Origin of the sequence: Leptospira inadai serovar Lyme str. 10 (genome assembly GCF_000243675.2) — a bacterium.
In the GTDB taxonomy this organism is placed as follows: Bacteria; Spirochaetota; Leptospiria; order Leptospirales; family Leptospiraceae; genus Leptospira_B; species Leptospira_B inadai.
Window position 1 is genome coordinate 741174 of sequence record NZ_AHMM02000017.1, and the last position, 16661, is coordinate 757834.

19 protein-coding genes are annotated in these 16661 nt (G+C 46.3%); 10 read left to right on the top strand and 9 right to left on the bottom strand.

Going from position 1 to position 16661, the window contains the following annotated elements:
• Positions 1 to 6: 6 nt before the first annotated feature.
• Complete coding sequence (locus LEP1GSC047_RS12730; protein ID WP_010414098.1) at positions 7 to 627, top strand: Crp/Fnr family transcriptional regulator; 621 nt, start codon at positions 7 to 9, stop codon at positions 625 to 627.
• Positions 628 to 688: 61 nt separating this feature from the next.
• Here the strand turns inward: LEP1GSC047_RS12730 and LEP1GSC047_RS12735 are convergent, their stop codons facing one another.
• From LEP1GSC047_RS12735 to LEP1GSC047_RS12745, 3 genes are all read right to left on the bottom strand, one after another.
• On the bottom strand, positions 689 to 1852 hold the full coding sequence (locus LEP1GSC047_RS12735) for an acyl-CoA dehydrogenase family protein (protein ID WP_010414100.1): 1164 nt from the start codon (positions 1850 to 1852) through the stop codon (positions 689 to 691).
• Positions 1853 to 2120: 268 nt separating this feature from the next.
• Complete coding sequence (locus LEP1GSC047_RS12740) at positions 2121 to 2894, bottom strand: LIC_13076 family protein (RefSeq protein ID WP_039934731.1); 774 nt, start codon at positions 2892 to 2894, stop codon at positions 2121 to 2123.
• Between the two features lie 312 nt (positions 2895 to 3206).
• Complete coding sequence (locus LEP1GSC047_RS12745) at positions 3207 to 3647, bottom strand: hypothetical protein (RefSeq protein WP_010414105.1); 441 nt, start codon at positions 3645 to 3647, stop codon at positions 3207 to 3209.
• 61 nt (positions 3648 to 3708) lie between these two features.
• Here LEP1GSC047_RS12745 and LEP1GSC047_RS12750 point away from each other — a divergent pair, with 61 nt between their 5' ends.
• Positions 3709 to 4416: a hypothetical protein gene (locus tag LEP1GSC047_RS12750; protein WP_020988744.1), complete on the top strand. Its 708-nt coding sequence runs from the start codon at positions 3709 to 3711 to the stop codon at positions 4414 to 4416.
• An 89-nt stretch (positions 4417 to 4505) separates the two neighbouring features.
• Here the strand turns inward: LEP1GSC047_RS12750 and LEP1GSC047_RS12755 are convergent, their stop codons facing one another.
• The 3 genes from LEP1GSC047_RS12755 to LEP1GSC047_RS12765 form a co-directional block, all read right to left on the bottom strand.
• A complete protein-coding gene (locus tag LEP1GSC047_RS12755; protein WP_020988697.1) occupies positions 4506 to 5678 on the bottom strand; it encodes a CaiB/BaiF CoA transferase family protein in 1173 nt (390 codons plus the stop codon).
• A gap of 80 nt (positions 5679 to 5758) precedes the next feature.
• Entirely contained in the window at positions 5759 to 6640 is an 882-nt protein-coding gene (locus LEP1GSC047_RS12760; protein WP_020988669.1) for a polysaccharide deacetylase family protein, read from the bottom strand.
• A gap of 50 nt (positions 6641 to 6690) precedes the next feature.
• On the bottom strand, positions 6691 to 7068 hold the full coding sequence (locus LEP1GSC047_RS12765; protein ID WP_010414115.1) for an SMR family transporter: 378 nt from the start codon (positions 7066 to 7068) through the stop codon (positions 6691 to 6693).
• 122 nt (positions 7069 to 7190) lie between these two features.
• Between LEP1GSC047_RS12765 and LEP1GSC047_RS12770 the strand changes: the two genes are divergently transcribed.
• Both LEP1GSC047_RS12770 and LEP1GSC047_RS12775 read left to right on the top strand, forming a co-directional pair.
• Positions 7191 to 8063: an alpha/beta fold hydrolase gene (locus LEP1GSC047_RS12770; RefSeq protein ID WP_010414116.1), complete on the top strand. Its 873-nt coding sequence runs from the start codon at positions 7191 to 7193 to the stop codon at positions 8061 to 8063.
• Positions 8060 to 8842, top strand: coding sequence for a helix-turn-helix domain-containing protein (locus LEP1GSC047_RS12775; protein WP_010414118.1), 783 nt, complete (start codon positions 8060 to 8062; stop codon positions 8840 to 8842). The genes LEP1GSC047_RS12770 and LEP1GSC047_RS12775 overlap by 4 nt, the downstream gene beginning before the upstream one ends.
• 55 nt (positions 8843 to 8897) lie before the next feature.
• Here the strand turns inward: LEP1GSC047_RS12775 and LEP1GSC047_RS12780 are convergent, their stop codons facing one another.
• Positions 8898 to 9434, bottom strand: coding sequence for an Mpo1 family 2-hydroxy fatty acid dioxygenase (locus tag LEP1GSC047_RS12780; RefSeq protein WP_010414121.1), 537 nt, complete (start codon positions 9432 to 9434; stop codon positions 8898 to 8900).
• 143 nt (positions 9435 to 9577) lie between these two features.
• Between LEP1GSC047_RS12780 and LEP1GSC047_RS12785 the strand changes: the two genes are divergently transcribed.
• From LEP1GSC047_RS12785 to LEP1GSC047_RS12810, 6 genes are read left to right on the top strand one after another with little or no spacing between them, the layout of a single operon-like run.
• The gene (locus LEP1GSC047_RS12785; RefSeq protein WP_010414122.1) at positions 9578 to 9757 is read left to right on the top strand and encodes a tautomerase family protein; all 180 of its coding nucleotides are present in this window, start codon (positions 9578 to 9580) and stop codon (positions 9755 to 9757) included.
• A 2-nt stretch (positions 9758 to 9759) separates the two neighbouring features.
• The gene (locus LEP1GSC047_RS12790) at positions 9760 to 10578 is read left to right on the top strand and encodes a YdcF family protein (protein WP_010414124.1); all 819 of its coding nucleotides are present in this window, start codon (positions 9760 to 9762) and stop codon (positions 10576 to 10578) included.
• A gap of 15 nt (positions 10579 to 10593) precedes the next feature.
• Positions 10594 to 11007 carry a cytochrome c maturation protein CcmE domain-containing protein gene (locus tag LEP1GSC047_RS12795; RefSeq protein WP_010414125.1) on the top strand — a complete coding sequence of 138 codons (414 nt, stop codon included), beginning with the start codon at positions 10594 to 10596 and terminating at the stop codon, positions 11005 to 11007.
• Between the two features lie 10 nt (positions 11008 to 11017).
• The gene (locus LEP1GSC047_RS12800; RefSeq protein ID WP_010414128.1) at positions 11018 to 13201 is read left to right on the top strand and encodes a heme lyase CcmF/NrfE family subunit; all 2184 of its coding nucleotides are present in this window, start codon (positions 11018 to 11020) and stop codon (positions 13199 to 13201) included.
• Positions 13198 to 13749 (top strand): cytochrome c-type biogenesis protein CcmH, encoded by a 552-nt coding sequence (locus tag LEP1GSC047_RS12805; RefSeq protein ID WP_010414130.1) that lies wholly within the window; start codon positions 13198 to 13200, stop codon positions 13747 to 13749. Before LEP1GSC047_RS12800 ends, LEP1GSC047_RS12805 begins: the two co-directional genes overlap by 4 nt.
• The gene (locus LEP1GSC047_RS12810; RefSeq protein ID WP_010414133.1) at positions 13750 to 14166 is read left to right on the top strand and encodes a zinc ribbon domain-containing protein; all 417 of its coding nucleotides are present in this window, start codon (positions 13750 to 13752) and stop codon (positions 14164 to 14166) included. It abuts the gene before it with no gap.
• Between the two features lie 145 nt (positions 14167 to 14311).
• Here LEP1GSC047_RS12810 and LEP1GSC047_RS12815 read toward each other — a convergent pair whose 3' ends face one another.
• Together LEP1GSC047_RS12815 and LEP1GSC047_RS12820 are read right to left on the bottom strand one after the other, a co-directional pair.
• On the bottom strand, positions 14312 to 14980 hold the full coding sequence (locus tag LEP1GSC047_RS12815) for an LIC11874 family lipoprotein (protein ID WP_020988731.1): 669 nt from the start codon (positions 14978 to 14980) through the stop codon (positions 14312 to 14314).
• A gap of 309 nt (positions 14981 to 15289) precedes the next feature.
• Entirely contained in the window at positions 15290 to 16651 is a 1362-nt protein-coding gene (locus LEP1GSC047_RS12820) for an ammonium transporter (protein ID WP_020988703.1), read from the bottom strand.
• Positions 16652 to 16661: the final 10 nt, after the last annotated feature.

The window sequence follows — 16661 nt, forward strand, 5'->3', positions numbered from 1 at the left end:
CCTATCATGGACGCGGATAAAATTAATCAGGATACTCCCGAATGGAATCGAATCTTCGAGGCGGTCCATAAGCTTTCCGGAATTCCCAAAACGATTTGGAACGAAGCCGGCCGCCTTTATACCCTAAGAAAGATCGGATACGGCGATTTCTTCATCAAACAAGGAAAGGTTCCGACTGAATTCGCTTTCGTATTCTCGGGACAACTTCGCGAGTATTACCTAACCGAAAAAGGCGACGAGTATATTAAGAGTTTCTGTTTTCCCGGAGAATTTACCGGATCCTATTTCGATTTGCTATCCGGCCACCCGTCCACATGTAATATCCGGGCGATATCCGATTGCGTGTTGGGAGTGGCTAAATTTTCCGATTATACCCGGCTCTATGAAAAAAATATCGCTTGGGAAAGATTAGGAAGAAGGACCGCGGAATTACTCTTTCTAAAGAAAGCGAGACGAGAATACGAGCTATTGGCCCTTTCCGCCGAGGAAAGATATGAATCCCTAAAAAAGAATTATCCGGGAATCGAGGAGTTGGTACCTCAATATCATATCGCTTCGTACTTGGGAATCACGCCCGTAAGCCTGAGTCGAATCCGATCCAAACTATCTAAATCCCAAAACGGATAAAAAAACGCCGGAAGATTTTTCCTCCGGCGTTCTTCGCTTCTAGATCTTGTTTCGCTGCGAATTATTTTGCGGAAGCAGCCTCGCGAATCACATACGCGGCGATCTCGTTTTTCTGTATCTGCGTGGTTCCCTCGAAGATACAGAGAATTTTAGCGTCGCGCATAAGCTTTTCGACGGGATATTCTTTCGTGTATCCGTATCCACCGTAGATTTGGACCGCATCAATTGCAGCCTTCATCGCAGTTTCCGAGCAGTATGCTTTTGCAATCGCCGAGTATTTTGGAAGACGAGGGTCCTCCGCATCCGACATGCGGGCGGACAAGTAACAGATTTGGCGAGCGGTTTCGACTCCGATCGACATATCGGCCAACATGTGTTGGACTGCCTGGAAACTGGAAATCTTGGATCCGAACTGTTCCCGTTGGCGCGCATATTTGGATGCGTGGTCCAAAGCCGCTTGCGCAACACCGACGCCCATGGCCGCGACGTACGGACGGGACGCGTTCAATGTTTGAAGAGCGTAAATAAACCCTAGGTTTTCTTTTCCGATCATATTCGCTTCTTCGACCGCACAATCTTCGAAGATAATTTGTCGTGTATCCGATGCGCGAATTCCGAGTTTATCTTCTTTCTTACCTACGATCAGACCGGGAGTTTCGCGTTTCACATAAAAACACGAAACACCGCGGGTTCCACGACCCTTATCGGTATAAGCGAATACGGTGTAAGCGCCTGCACTACCGCCACCGGTAATCCATTGCTTGGTTCCGTTAATAACCCATTTATCGCCTTTCTTAACGGCGGTTGTGCTCATCCCTGGAACATCCGAACCTGCGCCCGGCTCCGACAGACAAAAGGATACTCCGTATTCTCCGTCGATGACAGGCTGAAGCCATTTTTTCTTCTGTTCATGGCTCGCGCCTTTTAAAATCGGTAGGATCCCCAAGCCGGTATAACCGAAGCAAAGGCTGATACCGAGGCATCCCCGAGAAAGTTCTTCGGTCACGAGGCATTGTTCTACGGATCCGAGTCCCCAGCCGCCATATTCTTCCGGGATGGTTAGGCCGTTCACACCAAGCTCGGTTCTCATTCTGTTGATAAGTTCTTCGGGGTGTTTATTCTCTTCGTCCCAGTGGATCGCTACTTCGTGTGTAATCTCTTTCTTTACGAAATTGCGGATCGTATCTCTAATTTCGATCTGTTGCTCAGTCAGTTCCTGGTACATTCGGTTCCCTTCTTAAGAGAGTTTCTATTCCTAATTTTTGAGGATAGGCGATTAGATCAACTAAAACCTTTGTAAACAACCGCTCAAATCGCCTAGAATGGGACAGAATTCGACTAAAACGCAAATTTTTATCGTATAGAGGCCTAGGATTCAATGATTTTATACAGAACGTTCGTTCTGTTTTATCATCTCCGTCCTATAAATACCGTGACCGAAAAGAGAAAACTCAAGTGGAATCCGACCGATCGAAGTGCCGACAATATTCGATTTACTCGATTTCCTCGAACATGATTTTGAGAATATCCGCCTTAGGGAGAGCTTTTTTTTCCAATACTGTGACCGGAACGCGAAGTTCTAATTTCTTGAGTTTAGATTTCGAATAGCTCTGACGAGAGCTACCCTTCAACTCCATGACTATTTCCAAATCGTTTTGCGTAACCGCTCTACCCTCCATGATAGAACCGTCTTTAAAATGCGCCTTATCGATCACGGCTCCCGAAGGATCCGGCACGGAAATCTCCAAGAAAATAGTTTCCGAGTCAAAGCCGATCACCTTTGCGAGAAATGTCTCTCCATTTCTCGGCTGAATCGTGACCTTACCGGTCATAGCCATTCGGTGTATCTTTTGATCTATGCTTTCCTCTCGATCATTCCAATGGTTCGCATATAAATTCTCTTCGCAAAATTCCACGATGATCGTTCGTTTCGTAAGGGAGGTCAGCCAGCCTAACAGAACCGTTACGGTATAATCATGCCAACGTGCCGATTCGGTGACCCGGATCGTCTGGCCAAGAGGAGGCTCCGGAATTGGCGAGTTTAATGCCGGAATTAAGCCGAAGAATATCGGAGACTGCCAGGCGGGGACCAAGCCTCCAAGAAACGCCCAACGCGATTTAGTCGAATGGACCTTGCATCGAGAGGAAGTCTCCGCCGCTAATACGATTCGTTTTTCAGGATTAGAACTCATTCGCCTCTCTAAGGTGCAAGAAGTCAGCCAAATCAAGGTAGTAAGAAAAATAATCCAAGTCGATCCAATTCGCATAACAACGAAAATACTTCTCTTAAATTTCGTTTCGGGAAATTCGATGTTAAAGTTTTCCTTTATGGCAAAAGGCTATTTAACAAGGCTCTATTCGCAAGCAAAAACTTTACGATACGAAGTCGGAATCGATTTATATTCTCTACCTTGTTTCTTTCGATGAGGGAGAGCCGCGCTACATTGCCTATCTCATTTTGTTTATTTGTAAAGTAGCCAACGGCGATTATGCGGTTTTCAAAAATTTCGACATATTAAATTCTTGATATTTTATAGACTTCTATCCGAACTGGAAAAAGCGGCTCGCAATTCAACCGACTATGCTATATCCGAATAAGCAGCAAAGATAGCCTGACGGATACTAGGCGAGGGAGCGAGACTGACGATGAACGAGCGGTCGAAATCCTTTCTTCCACCTTTCCGATCCGGGCAACCTATACCTACATTCCGGATCGTCTCGATAGGTTTTCTAATTTTCGCTTGTTTCCTTTTCCTGGAAGCTTGTTTTACCAATCCTATTTTCAGGCCCCTACTCTTTCCCGTCGAAAGCTCGAACGATTCTCGATCAGTAGGATTATTATTTGGAGTTTTATTAGGCAATTCGAACTCCGGAACGCAGCCAACAGCCGTTCCAAGCTCCCCGGTCTTGGACACGATTCCTCCCGTGCCAGGCGGATCAGGAATCATAACCGCAACTCCTTCCGGTGTATATTCTCCGTCTTCTAAAGCCCAGGTGAATGTTTCCTGGACAATCGGCACCGATAATGTTACTAGTCCCGCAAATCTGACGTACCAAGCGTATTATTCTACGAGCAATAATATGACTACCTTATCGACGACGCTTACCAACGGAACCCCATTCGGTTCCGTTCAAGCGAACATTTCCAATATTAACGTAAACCAACTATTTGCGAATACGACTTATTACTTTAACGTGATCGTCGCCGATCAAGCCGGGAACCAAAGCGTTTACGTATCCCAATCCGCGATAACAATGTCAGCCGCGTATCTGTTCGATTCGACTTCCAATATTGCCGGTAACGTGACATCTCGTTCTAACGTAAACGGTCTTTGTTCGGCTCGCTTCGGCTCCATGAGCGCAAGCACATATCCTTGGAAAAATAATTGCTCTACCGTTGTCGCCTTTATTTCGCTTAGCGGTGTGGATACGATCGCGAATCTATTGACTTCAGTTCCCGGGTCGGCAATCATTTTAGGAAGTCAGGGAACGATACTAGCTTCCAATAGCGGCACGCTAATGAGCGGAACTATCCAGAATACGATCCGTAACGCGATTCCTGAATATAGCAGCAGTGGCGGTTGGTGGAGCTTTTCCACGGTTTCCGGCGGTTATGCCTCCGTGGATAGTTGTTCGAACGGAACCTCCAATTCCGCCGCAGTTTCGGGGAGAATCGGATTTCCCGATTCAACTTCTTCGGTATGGCTGGATGATGCCATCAATGGGGAAAGTGCTCCAAGCGGAGCAGGCTGCGATATTACGAGGGCGATTTTCTGTCTTTGTTATTAATGCATATCGGGACATTCCGACCGTATCCGATTTCTATTCGACTCGATCGCCGACTGTCCGTAAGATCGGAAACTTTCCGATTTCTTAAATCAAATCACTTTATCTTTCTTTAACTCTTCGATATCCGCTTCGGAATATCCCAATTCTTTCAGAATTTCGACGTTATGCTGACCGTGCTCAGGCGGCTCGAGACGATAGGTTACCTTGCTCTCCGAAAAAGAAAACGGGGAACCGAACTGAACATAATCTCCGTACAGCGGATGTTTACGCTCCAGAATCATCCCTTTTTCGACGAGTACAGGATCCTTAGCGACTTCGTCCAAGGTCTTAACCGGAGTAAGACATGAATCCGGATTCTCGAAAATCGGTTGCAAATCTTGTAATGTATTCGAAGCAAAATATTCGGTTAATATTTTTTTCCAGTCCTCGAAATGCGCCTCGTCCGCCGGAATTTTCTCCAGGTGTTTTTCTAGTCCGGATTGTCGAAGAAATGTCTTAAAAAACATGTCTTCCAACGCGCCGAGAGCGACCCATCTCCCTTCCTTCGTCTTATACGTATTATAATTCGGAAGCTTGCCGGAAAGAAGTTCGTTTCCTCCTTCCGGATCCTCACCGGTTGCGGAATAAATCCCGCCGTAAAGCGAGATAAATTGCAAGGAAGCTTCCATCATGGAGACTGCGATTTTTTGACCTCGACCCGTTTTTTCTCTGTAATACAAAGCGGCCAAAATAGACGAGAGTGCCGTAAGAGTTCCGCCGCCGATATCGGCCAATTGAAAACCGGGAGCCTGGGGATTCTTTCCGGTCTGGGATAATACGCCGGATAGAGAAAGATAATTTAGATCATGGCCGGCAAAATCCCGGTAGGCTCCCGAATCTCCATAACCGTAGATCCCGCAATAAATCAATCGTGGAAATCGATCCTTTAAATCCTCGTATCCGAGTCCCATCTTTGCGAGACCGTCGGGACGAAATCCTTCGAGCAAAATATCGGCGTCCTCCAATAATTTGAATAGGATCTCCTTCGATTTCTCCCGCTTCAAGTTGAGAGTGATCGCTTTCTTATTTCGATTCAGCATCAAGTATAAGGAAGGAGCTCCGTTCGATTTCTTAAACATAACTCTGGTGGCATCCATCGCGCGAGGGTTTTCTATTTTAATGATCTCCGCGCCCATGTCTCCCAAATACATGGAGCAGAGAGGGCCTGGGAGAAGCAGACTGAGATCAACGACCTTAACGCCTGAAAGTGGACCTTTGTTCATTTTTATCGGTCTCCGTGATTTGACTGAGGCATTGTTTAGTATATACTTCGCGAGTGGAAAGTCATTTTCGGAATCGAAATTTATTCCGAATCCCGCTCGGAAGCCGATAATTCCGCGCTAGTCATATTCCATCTCCAGCGAACATAGTCCTCTATCGTTCCGAATCCATATCCTTCCGATTTTAATTTCCGAATTACCGAAGTCAAAATTTCCTTCGTTGTCGGATGCGTATCGTGAAATAAAACGATGATTCCTTTACCGTCCGCGCCTCGAACCAATCGAAAGTAAATGCGATTCATTTTCGCCTTAAATTTCTCGTCGTCCAGATTGATGCGAGGGCCTTTTTCGTACCATTCCCCCCTTACCCATTCCTTGGAATCGGAGGAATCAAAATGCTTGGACCACATAACGACGACCCCTTTTTTTTTGAGAACAGATCCGACTCTTTTCTTAGCCTGGTCGGAAACGGGACGATTGAAAGGCGAGCCGAAGGGAGGTCGTAAAAGCGTCATCCTAGCGGATTCTGTTCCAAGTTCGCGATCATACATACTCTGATTATCGTCGAATTGCTTGGCGATTTTTTCGTCGGATAGAGAAAGCAAATTGCGATGATCGATCGTATGATTTCCCACGGAGTGTCCTTCTTTCCGCATCCGTATCAGAACATCTTTATATTTCTTGAATCCGTTTTTGATTCTGGTTTCTTTCGGAGCCCAATCGCCGCAAATAAAAAAGGAAGCCTTGATTTTCTCCTCTTTTAGAACGTCTAAAATTCCCTCCGTCCAATCCGAGGGTCCGTCGTCGAAGGTTAGATAGGCGATTTTATCGGGAATCGGATCGCCGTCATAAAAGCCGTACGCTCCGTATTTTGCGGAACTCCCCGTAGGGTCCTTTCGATCGATCGTATGGAAGCAAGAAATACAAAAATAGAAAAGAAAAAGGAAGGAAATTAATTTTGGCATAAGGAAATTAATTTCCAATTTATCGAGACAGGCTCTCGCGTAAATAAATTTTAGTCGAACATTTCTCCGGCAGTCAACCAAACACCTGCGATAATCAACAATATCCCGGTCCACTGAGACCAATTTAATCTTTCTTTAAATAAGAAAAAAGAAGCCAGCAAAACTACGATGAATCCTGCCGAGGTGAACACCGGATAAGCCAGCGAGAGTTTTAATCCTTTTCCAAGAACCCACCGATACCCGAGTAGAGCTATTCCAAAAGAGGCTATTCCGGTAAAAAATACCGGGTGCAAAAAACTTTTAATCAGACCTTCGATTCCGGGGACGGCATCGGTTTTATCTCCCAAGGAACTCGCTTTAATGAGTATATTGGCTAAAGCATTAAAAAATAAAGCCACAACGAAGACGATCACGACCGTTGCTTTCATTCTGCTATCTCCCAAGTTCAATTTTTCTTTCCCTAGAATGCCGTAAGAAGAAGGTTGAAGAATCTTCCATAGACGCGAGAGGGGGATCGGTTCCGACTTTCAGCGTCCATCCAAAGGAAAGTATGAGAAAGATCAAGGGCAAATCGCGAATAGATAGAAAATCCTTTCGTTTTAGAGGACTCTCTCTCTCCTATCTGGACGCCGGACCCAAAGAGGCTCCTCCCATCCTGATCGCACATGCGAACGGTTATAGTGCCGCTTGCTACTCGTATTATATAGAAAGGCTATCGAAAAAATTCCGGGTGCTGGCTCTCGATTTTTGCGGCCATGGAGAATCGGAGCCCAGCCTAGATTGGAAGAGTTGGTTTTTTTTCCGAGATCAAATTCTCGCTTTGATCGAGGTGGAAAATCTGAAAAATACCGTAGGAATCGGTCATTCTTTAGGCGGCGCGAGTCTTCTTCTTTCTTCCTATCATAGTCCTTCCCGCTTTCGAAAAATTATCGCGATGGATCCGGTCATCCTAAACCTTCCGTTTATTTTATATGCTTGGATTTTCGGGAATCCTCTCTCGAAAGGCGCCTTGGCAAGAAGACGGGAATTTGCGAGCCTGGATTTGATTCGAAAAGCTTACAGAAGGACTGCGGCATTTTCGAAATGGAATTCGGAAATTTTCGAGGATTATCTTAAAAGCTGCTTTCGCCAGGAAAACGGAAAAATATATTTAAGATGTCCTCCGGAAGTGGAGGCGAAAATATTCAACTCGGTTAATTTCTTCAGCCTTTATCAGTACGGAAAAATCAGAATTCCGACTCATATCACTATTCCCGAAAAATACGAAGTTTGTACGCCCAAAGCCGCAAAAAGAATCGTTAACGGAAATTCGGAATCCTCTCTCGAGATCTGGAAGGACACGACTCACTTCTTCCCTTTCGAAGAACCGGAACGGACCTGGGATAGAATCCAAAGAATTCTTACTATGGAAACGCCTCGATGACGGATGCCAAAACGGGAGCTCTTTTTTACTTCGAAGGGAGAATTTTATTCGCGAATCGCGGCCTAGTCGCCGACGCGCACTCTCATTATGCCGTTTCCATTTTGATCTCGATTTCCTTACCTTTTTTCATTCAGACGGAAAGCGGTGAAAGGAAATCGTATCAGGCGGTCGTGCTAGCTCCGAATTTTCACCATACTCTTCTTGCGCAGGAATCGGATATCATCGTAGTTCAATTCGATCCTCATAGCACCGACTATGCACCGATCGCAGCCCGTTTCGGAAAATCAGGTATTCATGAAATACCGGATTCCGATCTAAACCATCTCATCGACGATTGTCGAAAATTATTGGAAGGAAAACTGGATTGTTCCCGGGCTAAATCCTTATTCGAGGATATTCTTTCCGCAGTTGGAGCGGAAAAACCGACGAAAGTCTCTTTGGATCCGAGAATACTCTCCGCGACTAAAAGAATGAAAGCTTCCCTTCCCGGTTCCGTGTCGGTTCCGGAACTTGCTAAGGAATCCGGTTTTTCCGAGACGAGATTTATGCACTTATTCAAAGAGCAACTCGGACTACCCGTTAGGCAATACCAGCTTTGGCTCCGTCTCCAAGAGGCCGCCCACTTATTAAAGGAAGGAGGCAATTTAACCGAGGCGGCACATGCTGCGGGGTTTGCCGATCAGGCTCATCTGAGTAGAACCTTCAAAAAAATGTTCGGCGTGCAACCGTCCCGATTTCTAGGATCGAACAGTTCGGTTAAAGTTACGTTCTGCGTTTAAGCAAAATCCGGAAGCGATCAGGACTTCCGGATTCGCTCTTCGAAAGGGGAGATATTTAATGCGCGGGACGGAAATCCTTAAGCTTTCCTTGAGCCGCCAACTCTTTGCGGACCGCTTCCTGAACATCTTTACGAAAACCTAATTCAAAAAAGACGTCCGCCACGACGAAGATCGGAGCGGAAACCACCGCTTGGAATAGGTTATCGAAGAGGGCCGGGCGACTCTTTTCGAAAATAAAATGCCCGTAAAACTGCGCTCCCCAACCGATTAGCTGAGCTATTGCGAATACCGTCCAAGCGGTCGAAGGTTCCAAAGATGCGGTCAAATAATGCGCGATCGTGAGTAAGGACCCGAATACGACTGCAGACGCTAAAGCGAAAATAAAATCCAGGCTGAAATAATAAGCCAGTACGACCGCGGCAAATACGGTTGCAGCAGTGATATCGAAACCCCAGATCGAAAGCAGCGAAAATCTACATAGCACGAGAAACAACGTAAACGTAATCGTGGGAACACCTAAAACGTGTATCAGAATATTCCTTTTTTCCTGGTGATAGGCCGAATAAAAGACCATTTCTTTTGCAAATCTCATAATAAGACTCCTTACGAAGATGATCGAAGTATAGTCTGATCGAACGGATACGACTTGAACGAATCTGCCGTTTTAATAAAAAAATCCATTGCAGAATACTTGTTCGAAATAAAAATTCAAAATACGACGAGAAGGTTTCGATTATGCCCTATGTGAACGTAAAAGTCGCCGGTCCTTTAACGAAGGAGCAAAAACAAACGATCGTAAAGGAATTTACGGAAACGTTACGGAAGGTGGCCGCTAAACCACCTGAATCGACCTATATAGTTATCGACGAGGTCTCTCGAGAAGACTGGGCCGCAGGCGGCAAGCTACTCGAGTAGAAATGGATACCCTTTTTTTTATTCTCTCCAAGCTTGCCGGAATCTTTCTTTTTCCCTTACCCGTTTGTCTGTTCTTGGTATTTATCGCCGGCTTACGTTTACCGAAGAAAAAGCAAAAACTTTCGGTTTGTCTTCCCCTAATCGTTTTATGGATCTGTTCCACCGATTCTTTCTCCCAATGGTTAGTGACTGGTTTGGAAGAAAAGCATCCACCCGTAGCAATCAAGACTCTTCCGACGGCTGATGCGATCGTTGTACTCGGAGGAGCGATCGATAATTTAGCGCTTTATGGAGATCGACCACAATTGGGTTCCGCGGCGGAAAGAATGACCGATGCGGTGATTCTTTATCGGGAACATAAGGCACCTAAAATCGTTTTCACGGGAGGGTCGGGACATCTACTGTTTCAAGCTCGAAAGGAATCCGAGGCTGCCGAGATCTTCCTAAATTCTTTAGGCGTCCCTAAATCCGCGTTAGTACTCGAAAGTGAAAGTCGCAACACCAAAGAAAATGCCGAGTTTACTGCCGAGATCTTTCGCAAAAGAGGTTGGAAATCCATGATCTTAATCACTTCCGCATTTCATATGGAAAGATCCCTCCGTGTTTTCGGAAAAACCGGCCTAAACGTGATTCCCTGGCCCACGGATTATTCTTCGCAAGTCAAGGTTTTGACCCTCGATTCTTTCGTTCCTTCGGCTCACACTCTCTCCACTACGAGCACGGTATGGAAAGAGAGGATCGGATTGCTCGTTTACGAGGCGAGAGATCGTATTTCCACTTTTCTTCCCCTCCGGCTGGTGTTTCCTTGGTCTAAGGACTAGACTTAGTTTGAACAGATGAACGTAAAATTCGTAATCCTCGCCGGAACCATCGCTCTTTCATTGGGAGCCATCGCATTTTTTTCCTCTAAGGAGACTTCTTACATTCTCCTAGACGCCTCCGAACTCGCCGCTCACCCGTCCAATTATGATTCCGACGAACTACTAAGGGTTCGCGGATTCGTCAAACCAGGCACGGTGATTCGAGAAGGGAAAACCGCCAAGTTCGTACTTCAACTTAACGATCAGGAAGTTCCGGTTTTCTTTACGGGTGCGACCCTTTTACCGGACGCCTTTAAAGAAGGTACCCGCGCAAGAGTGGACGGGGTTTGGAAAAATGGAGTCTTAGTGGCGGATCGAGTGGAAGCGAAATGCGCCTCCAAATACGAAGCGGGATATTCCGATAAAGAAGCTTCCGCAGAAGAATACTAAGCGGGAAATCATGAACGACTTCGGAGCGCTTTGCCTCATCACCTCCTTTTCCCTTCTAATTTTCTCCATCGTCCAGACTTCCTACGGAATTTTTCGGAACGATCCGCATGGGATCGAATTAGGTCGATATACCTTAATGGCGAATTTTGGAGTCGTCTTACTCGCCTTCCTCGTGTTAGTCGTCCAACTTGTCCGTACCGATCTGAATAATTATTATGTTGTAATGCATTCGAGCGAGCATTTACCTCTCTTCTACAAGATGACTTCCGTTTGGTCGGGTTCGTCCGGGTCGCTATTGTTCTGGAATCTTCTCCTTTCCTTTTTCACTTTTATCGTACTATGGCAAACCCGGCACCTTGTGAATGATCGAGTTCCGGTGATGAATTTAAGCCTGAGCGTAATTGCCTGTTTTTTCTCCTTTCTTGCGATCTTCTTTCCCGATGCACAACCCTTCCGAGAATTTCAACCCGCCGCAGTCGCAGGTAGAGGTCTCAATCCTTTGCTACAACATTGGGCGATGATCATACATCCTCCGATTTTATACGTGGGTTACGTAAGCTTTGCGATTCCATTCTCGATCGCGACCTCGGCGCTAATTACCGGCAAGCTTTCGGAAAATTGGTTTCGTTTCGTCCGTCGTTGGAGTATTTTCTCCTGGTTTTTTCTAGGAACCGGAATCCTGCTGGGTTCAAAATGGGCGTACGAAGAGTTGGGCTGGGGAGGATATTGGGCCTGGGATCCGGTCGAAAATGCCAGTCTGATGCCCTGGCTACTATCCACGGCCTTCCTGCATTCCATGATCATCCAGGAACGTAGAGGAATGTTAAAATTTTGGAATATGTTTTTGATTATTCTAGCGTTTCACTTTTGCCTACTCGGGACATGGATCACTCGAAGCGGAGTATTGGAAGGACCTCATTCCTTCTCAAAATCCACGATCGGAACCCCTTTCATTATATACATAGGATTAAGCTTTTCGGTATATATTGGATTCCTAATTTACAGAAGAGGCAAGCTTGTTCCGGAACGGAATCTGGAAGCGATGACTTCGAAAGAAGGAAGCTTTCTCCTGAATAATTTTTTGTTAGTCATCGCGACATTATCGATCCTATTAGGCGTTTTCTCCCCGCTTCTATACGGGAGAGAATTCAAGGCGCCCTGGTTCAATTCATGGGGAGTTCCTTCCGGAATTTTATTACTCTTATTAATGGGCTCCGCTCCCCTTTTAGCCTGGCGCAAAGGCGCCGACAAAATATTTTTTACGACTCTATTTAAGCCTCTGATTGCGGGAATACTCGGGGCCGGAGCTTATATATTCTATTATTCCCGCAATTATTCGATCAGCGATTATAGCCTAGGAGATGTGCTAGGGGAAGTGTATAGTGTTCTTACGATAGGCTTGGGCGTATTTACCATCGCGGGCATCGCTCAAGAATATCATAAAGGCATTATGGCCCGTAAGGCTTCTTATCCCAAGGAGGGATATTTAACGGCCGGCGTACGAATGCTCTTGAAGAATAAGAGACGCTACGGAGGATATCTAGTCCATCTTTCGATGGTCATCCTATTCATAGGTCTTGCGGGAAACGCATTCAAACAGAATACCTCCGTTAAATTCTTTTATTTTCTGGAGCTCCCTCGCGCTAACGAGATCGTTTACTCCAGTCAAGATACCGCCGTGCTCGGCGATTATATCATAGCGGCAAGCAGCCTTAAAATCAAACCGATCATCAACGGGGATCCTTCGGAAGGAATCAGTCATAGAAACGTCATCGTGTCCCATGAAGCGACATTCGAGGTAAAGCGGCAGCTAAAAGAATTCGCTACGATGGTAACCGAAAGGAGGTTCTATCCTCAAATTTCGCATCTGAGCGGAGATTTCGAAACTCATATTCCTACCAGCGAACCTTCGATCGCTTCGACTCCTAAAGAAGATCTTTATATACAATTGGGTGCGATCGAGCACGCCGATCTTTCGGACGAAAATCCGGATTTGCCTAGGTTGTTTATGAACTTCTTTTTTACGAGAGATTCGAACATCAAGTCGGAACAGTATCTTAGATTTCCCCGGCAAATCGTCGCGAACCTGGAAGTTTGGATCAATCCTATGGTAAAATTCATTTGGGCTGGTTCTTTACTGTTCTTTCTCTCCGGACTTTTGATACTGCTACCGATCGGAGAAAATCGGCTATGAGACTCGTTTCGATTCCGATCGTTTTTTTACTCGGTGGAGTCCTGTTTGCGGAATCCACTTTTACGAATCTGACGAGCCCGGAGGAAATTCGGACGTTTCACGACGTGACGAATCGGATTCGATGCATTTGTATTCCTTCCATCGCCATAAAAAGTTGTTCGTTTAATAATTGTACGGTTTCGGCAAAACTGAAGGTCTTCATCGAAAATCGGATCCGCAGCGGCGAAAGCGCCGATACGATCGTGGACAAAATGGTGAAAGGGTTCGGACCGGATGCCGTAAAGGATCCGGTCATTGCCAAGTTTATCGAAACCGGAAACACCGGGATGGCACAAAGCGTCGTCTACGGATTCGGGCCGGATATTTTGGCAAAACCGGATTCGACCTGGATCGATGTCAGCATTGCCATGACGGGAGCGCTAGGCATTCTTCTAATCATTCTCTATTTAAAAAGAAGAATGGCACCGAACTCGATCTCGACTACGGATGCGAACGAAGATGCGGCCTTTCATAAATATCTTTCCGAAATCGAGGAGAAGCAAAAGTAAATGGATTTTCTACTGATCTTCTTTTATATACTTCTCTCCTCCTTGGTTTTGGCTCCGTTTTTATATGTACGATTTGCAAAGCCCGGCCAAGATCTGGAGTTGGAAACGGAAAGGCGGGAGTTGGTCAATAGGCGAGAAGTCTTATTGGAAAACTTAAAGGATTTGAAAATCGAATTCGATACCGGCAAGTTGACCGATCCCGAATTCAAATCCATTTCCTCCGGGATAGTGCACGAACTAGAAGAGCAGGATCGGGAAATCAAGGAATGGAGCACGCGAAAACACGTCGATATCGATCGGCAACCGGTCGCTTCAAACCAGGTTCCAGCGCAGAAATACTGTCACCAATGCGGTTTTAAAATCGAATTGGTCGGTGCTAAATTCTGTCCGGAATGCGGCACGCGCCTCATGGTGTGAGCGCAATATTCCGGCCGTTTTCAAAACCGAATTCGGATGCGGAGGATAGGAATTAAATCGATTTTTTCCCCAGAGGAAATTTAAGAATTCCCTATAAACCGAATTCGTGAAGAATCGATTCTCCGCAGGACTCTATTACAATCATTTAATAAACTAGAGTGATCCTATAATCCCAGGATTTGTTTCCCGATTTTTCTATCGTATCCGATAATGGGAGTCTATAGCTTAAGCGACCCAGATTCACTTCTCCGCGGTTGGAAGTGCAGATCGAAGTAATCGGGAAATTTACGCGGAAATGCATCGAGCTAGTCCTGATTAATCGTAGAGTCTCGCTAAACACCTTCTTTTCCCCGTCCATTTGCATAGAATCCGGGGAACGAGTAACGGAAGGAAATTCGCGTTTAATATAGATGGTCCTGGCTTTTTCCTTCTTGATCTGAACGTTTCCGATCAAAATTCCTTCGATCTGAGTTATATCCGAAAATTCGACCTTATACGTCACTTTCGCCTTTTCCCGGAATACGCCGGGCTCGGCTTCGGGACTTTCCAACTTTTGGAAAGTATAATCTTTTAGTACGACGCTTTTGGAAAAAAAGCCCTTATTCAAACGGCTTAGAATCTCTTCCCGACGAGTCGGAAGAAATTTTATCAAAGATTCGTCCGACTTCTTTTTAGTGGGAACGACGTAGGTGACCTCAAGGGTGCCGGAAAGATCCGGATTGATTGTAAGGATTTCTTCATAATCGAAACAGCCCGTAAACAGAAGGCAGAAGATCGGAAGGAACCGTTTTAAGGGAAGTTTTCCCAAAGTCATACCATCATTCGGGAGGAGAGTGCGGATTCCGTCAACGGGAAAAGACTGCAAATCAGAGGACGGAAGACAGAGGACTGAGGACAGAACATCGATGAGTTGCGATTCCATGTTCTGTGGGGAAGATTCATACCTTTACTTCTGTAACTTTTCCAACGTCTAGCAACTTCTGTCTAGCGTGAGCAAAGCGAACGCGTCTGTCTTCTGACCCCTGTCTTCTGAAAGCGAACGCGAAGCCCGGAGCAGCGTGACCCGGAACGAAGTGAAGGGGGCCGCCCCCGTAGAGCAAATACGGGGGTTTTCGTTTTTAGATTATTTAGAAATAGGGTACGCCTCGTTACCGTGCTCGAGAATATCCAAACCTTGAATTTCTTCGTCCTCGGAGACTCGGAGACCGATCGTATATTTCAGGGCAAGGAAGAGCAAAGAGGAAGCTCCAAAAGCCCAGACGAAAGCCATAAGAGCTCCGGTGAATTGCACGATCACAGGATCGAATCCGCCGCCGAAAAAGAATCCGTTAATTCCGCCGTAAGCTTCCTCGGCAAACAAACCGGCTGCAATCGTTCCCCACACCCCGCAAACTCCATGAACGGAAACCGCACCGACCGGATCGTCGATTTTGATTTTATCGAAAAATAGAACGCTGAATACGACTAATACGCCTGCGACCAAACCGATGATTACTGCGGAAGAAATGCTGACATTCGCGCAAGGAGAAGTGATCGCCACGAGACCGGCGAGCGCGCCGTTTAAGGTTAATCCTATATCAGGCTTCTTGAAAACGACCCAAGTCGTGGTCATGGCCGCGATCGCACCTGCAGCAGCCGCAAAGTTTGTGGTAACCGCGATGATGGCAAAGAGTCCGCCGGTAACCGAAGTGGTAGAGCCCGGATTGAATCCGAACCAACCCAACCATAAAACAAATACGCCTAACGCGGCAATAGTCATATTATGTCCTAGAATCGGGACAACCTTTCCGTCTTGGTATTTCCCGATACGAGGACCGAGAACGAGAGCACCGGCGAGACCCGCCCAACCACCGACGGAGTGAACTACGGTAGAACCCGCAAAATCGATAAAGCCTTTACCTTCCAGATATCCTTTATTCAAACCGAATAAGCCGGCCCAAGCGGTCGAACCGAAAACCGGATAAATCACCGCCGATATAACGATGGAAAAGATGACATACGCAATGAACTTAGTCCGCTCAGCCATGGCTCCGGAAACGATGGTCGCGGCAGTTCCTGCGAACACTAATTGAAAGATAAAGAATGTGAAACTGCCGGCATCCGGTTTGCCTCCTTTAACGATCAGTCCGTCCGCAATCCCCGGCACTCCGATTCCGAAACCGGCAAGAAGCTGAGGTCCGAACATGATGGAAAATCCGACCAGCCAATAAGCGAGAGAACCTAATGCAAAATCCATGAAGTTCTTCATAAGAATATTTACCGTGTTCTTCGCACGAGTGAATCCGGCTTCGACCAACGCAAACCCGGCCTGCATAAAGTAAACGAGGAATGCGGCGATGGCGGTCCACAGCCAGTTTGTCTCCGTTCTGAGTGTCGTGATCATTGTGTTTAGCGCTGCATTATCCGGTGGAGCGGCTTGAGCGGTTCCTTCCGCCCAAATTCCGCTCGCGGAAAGCGCGAGTATTAGTATTGCCATTATGCGCATATTGTTTTAA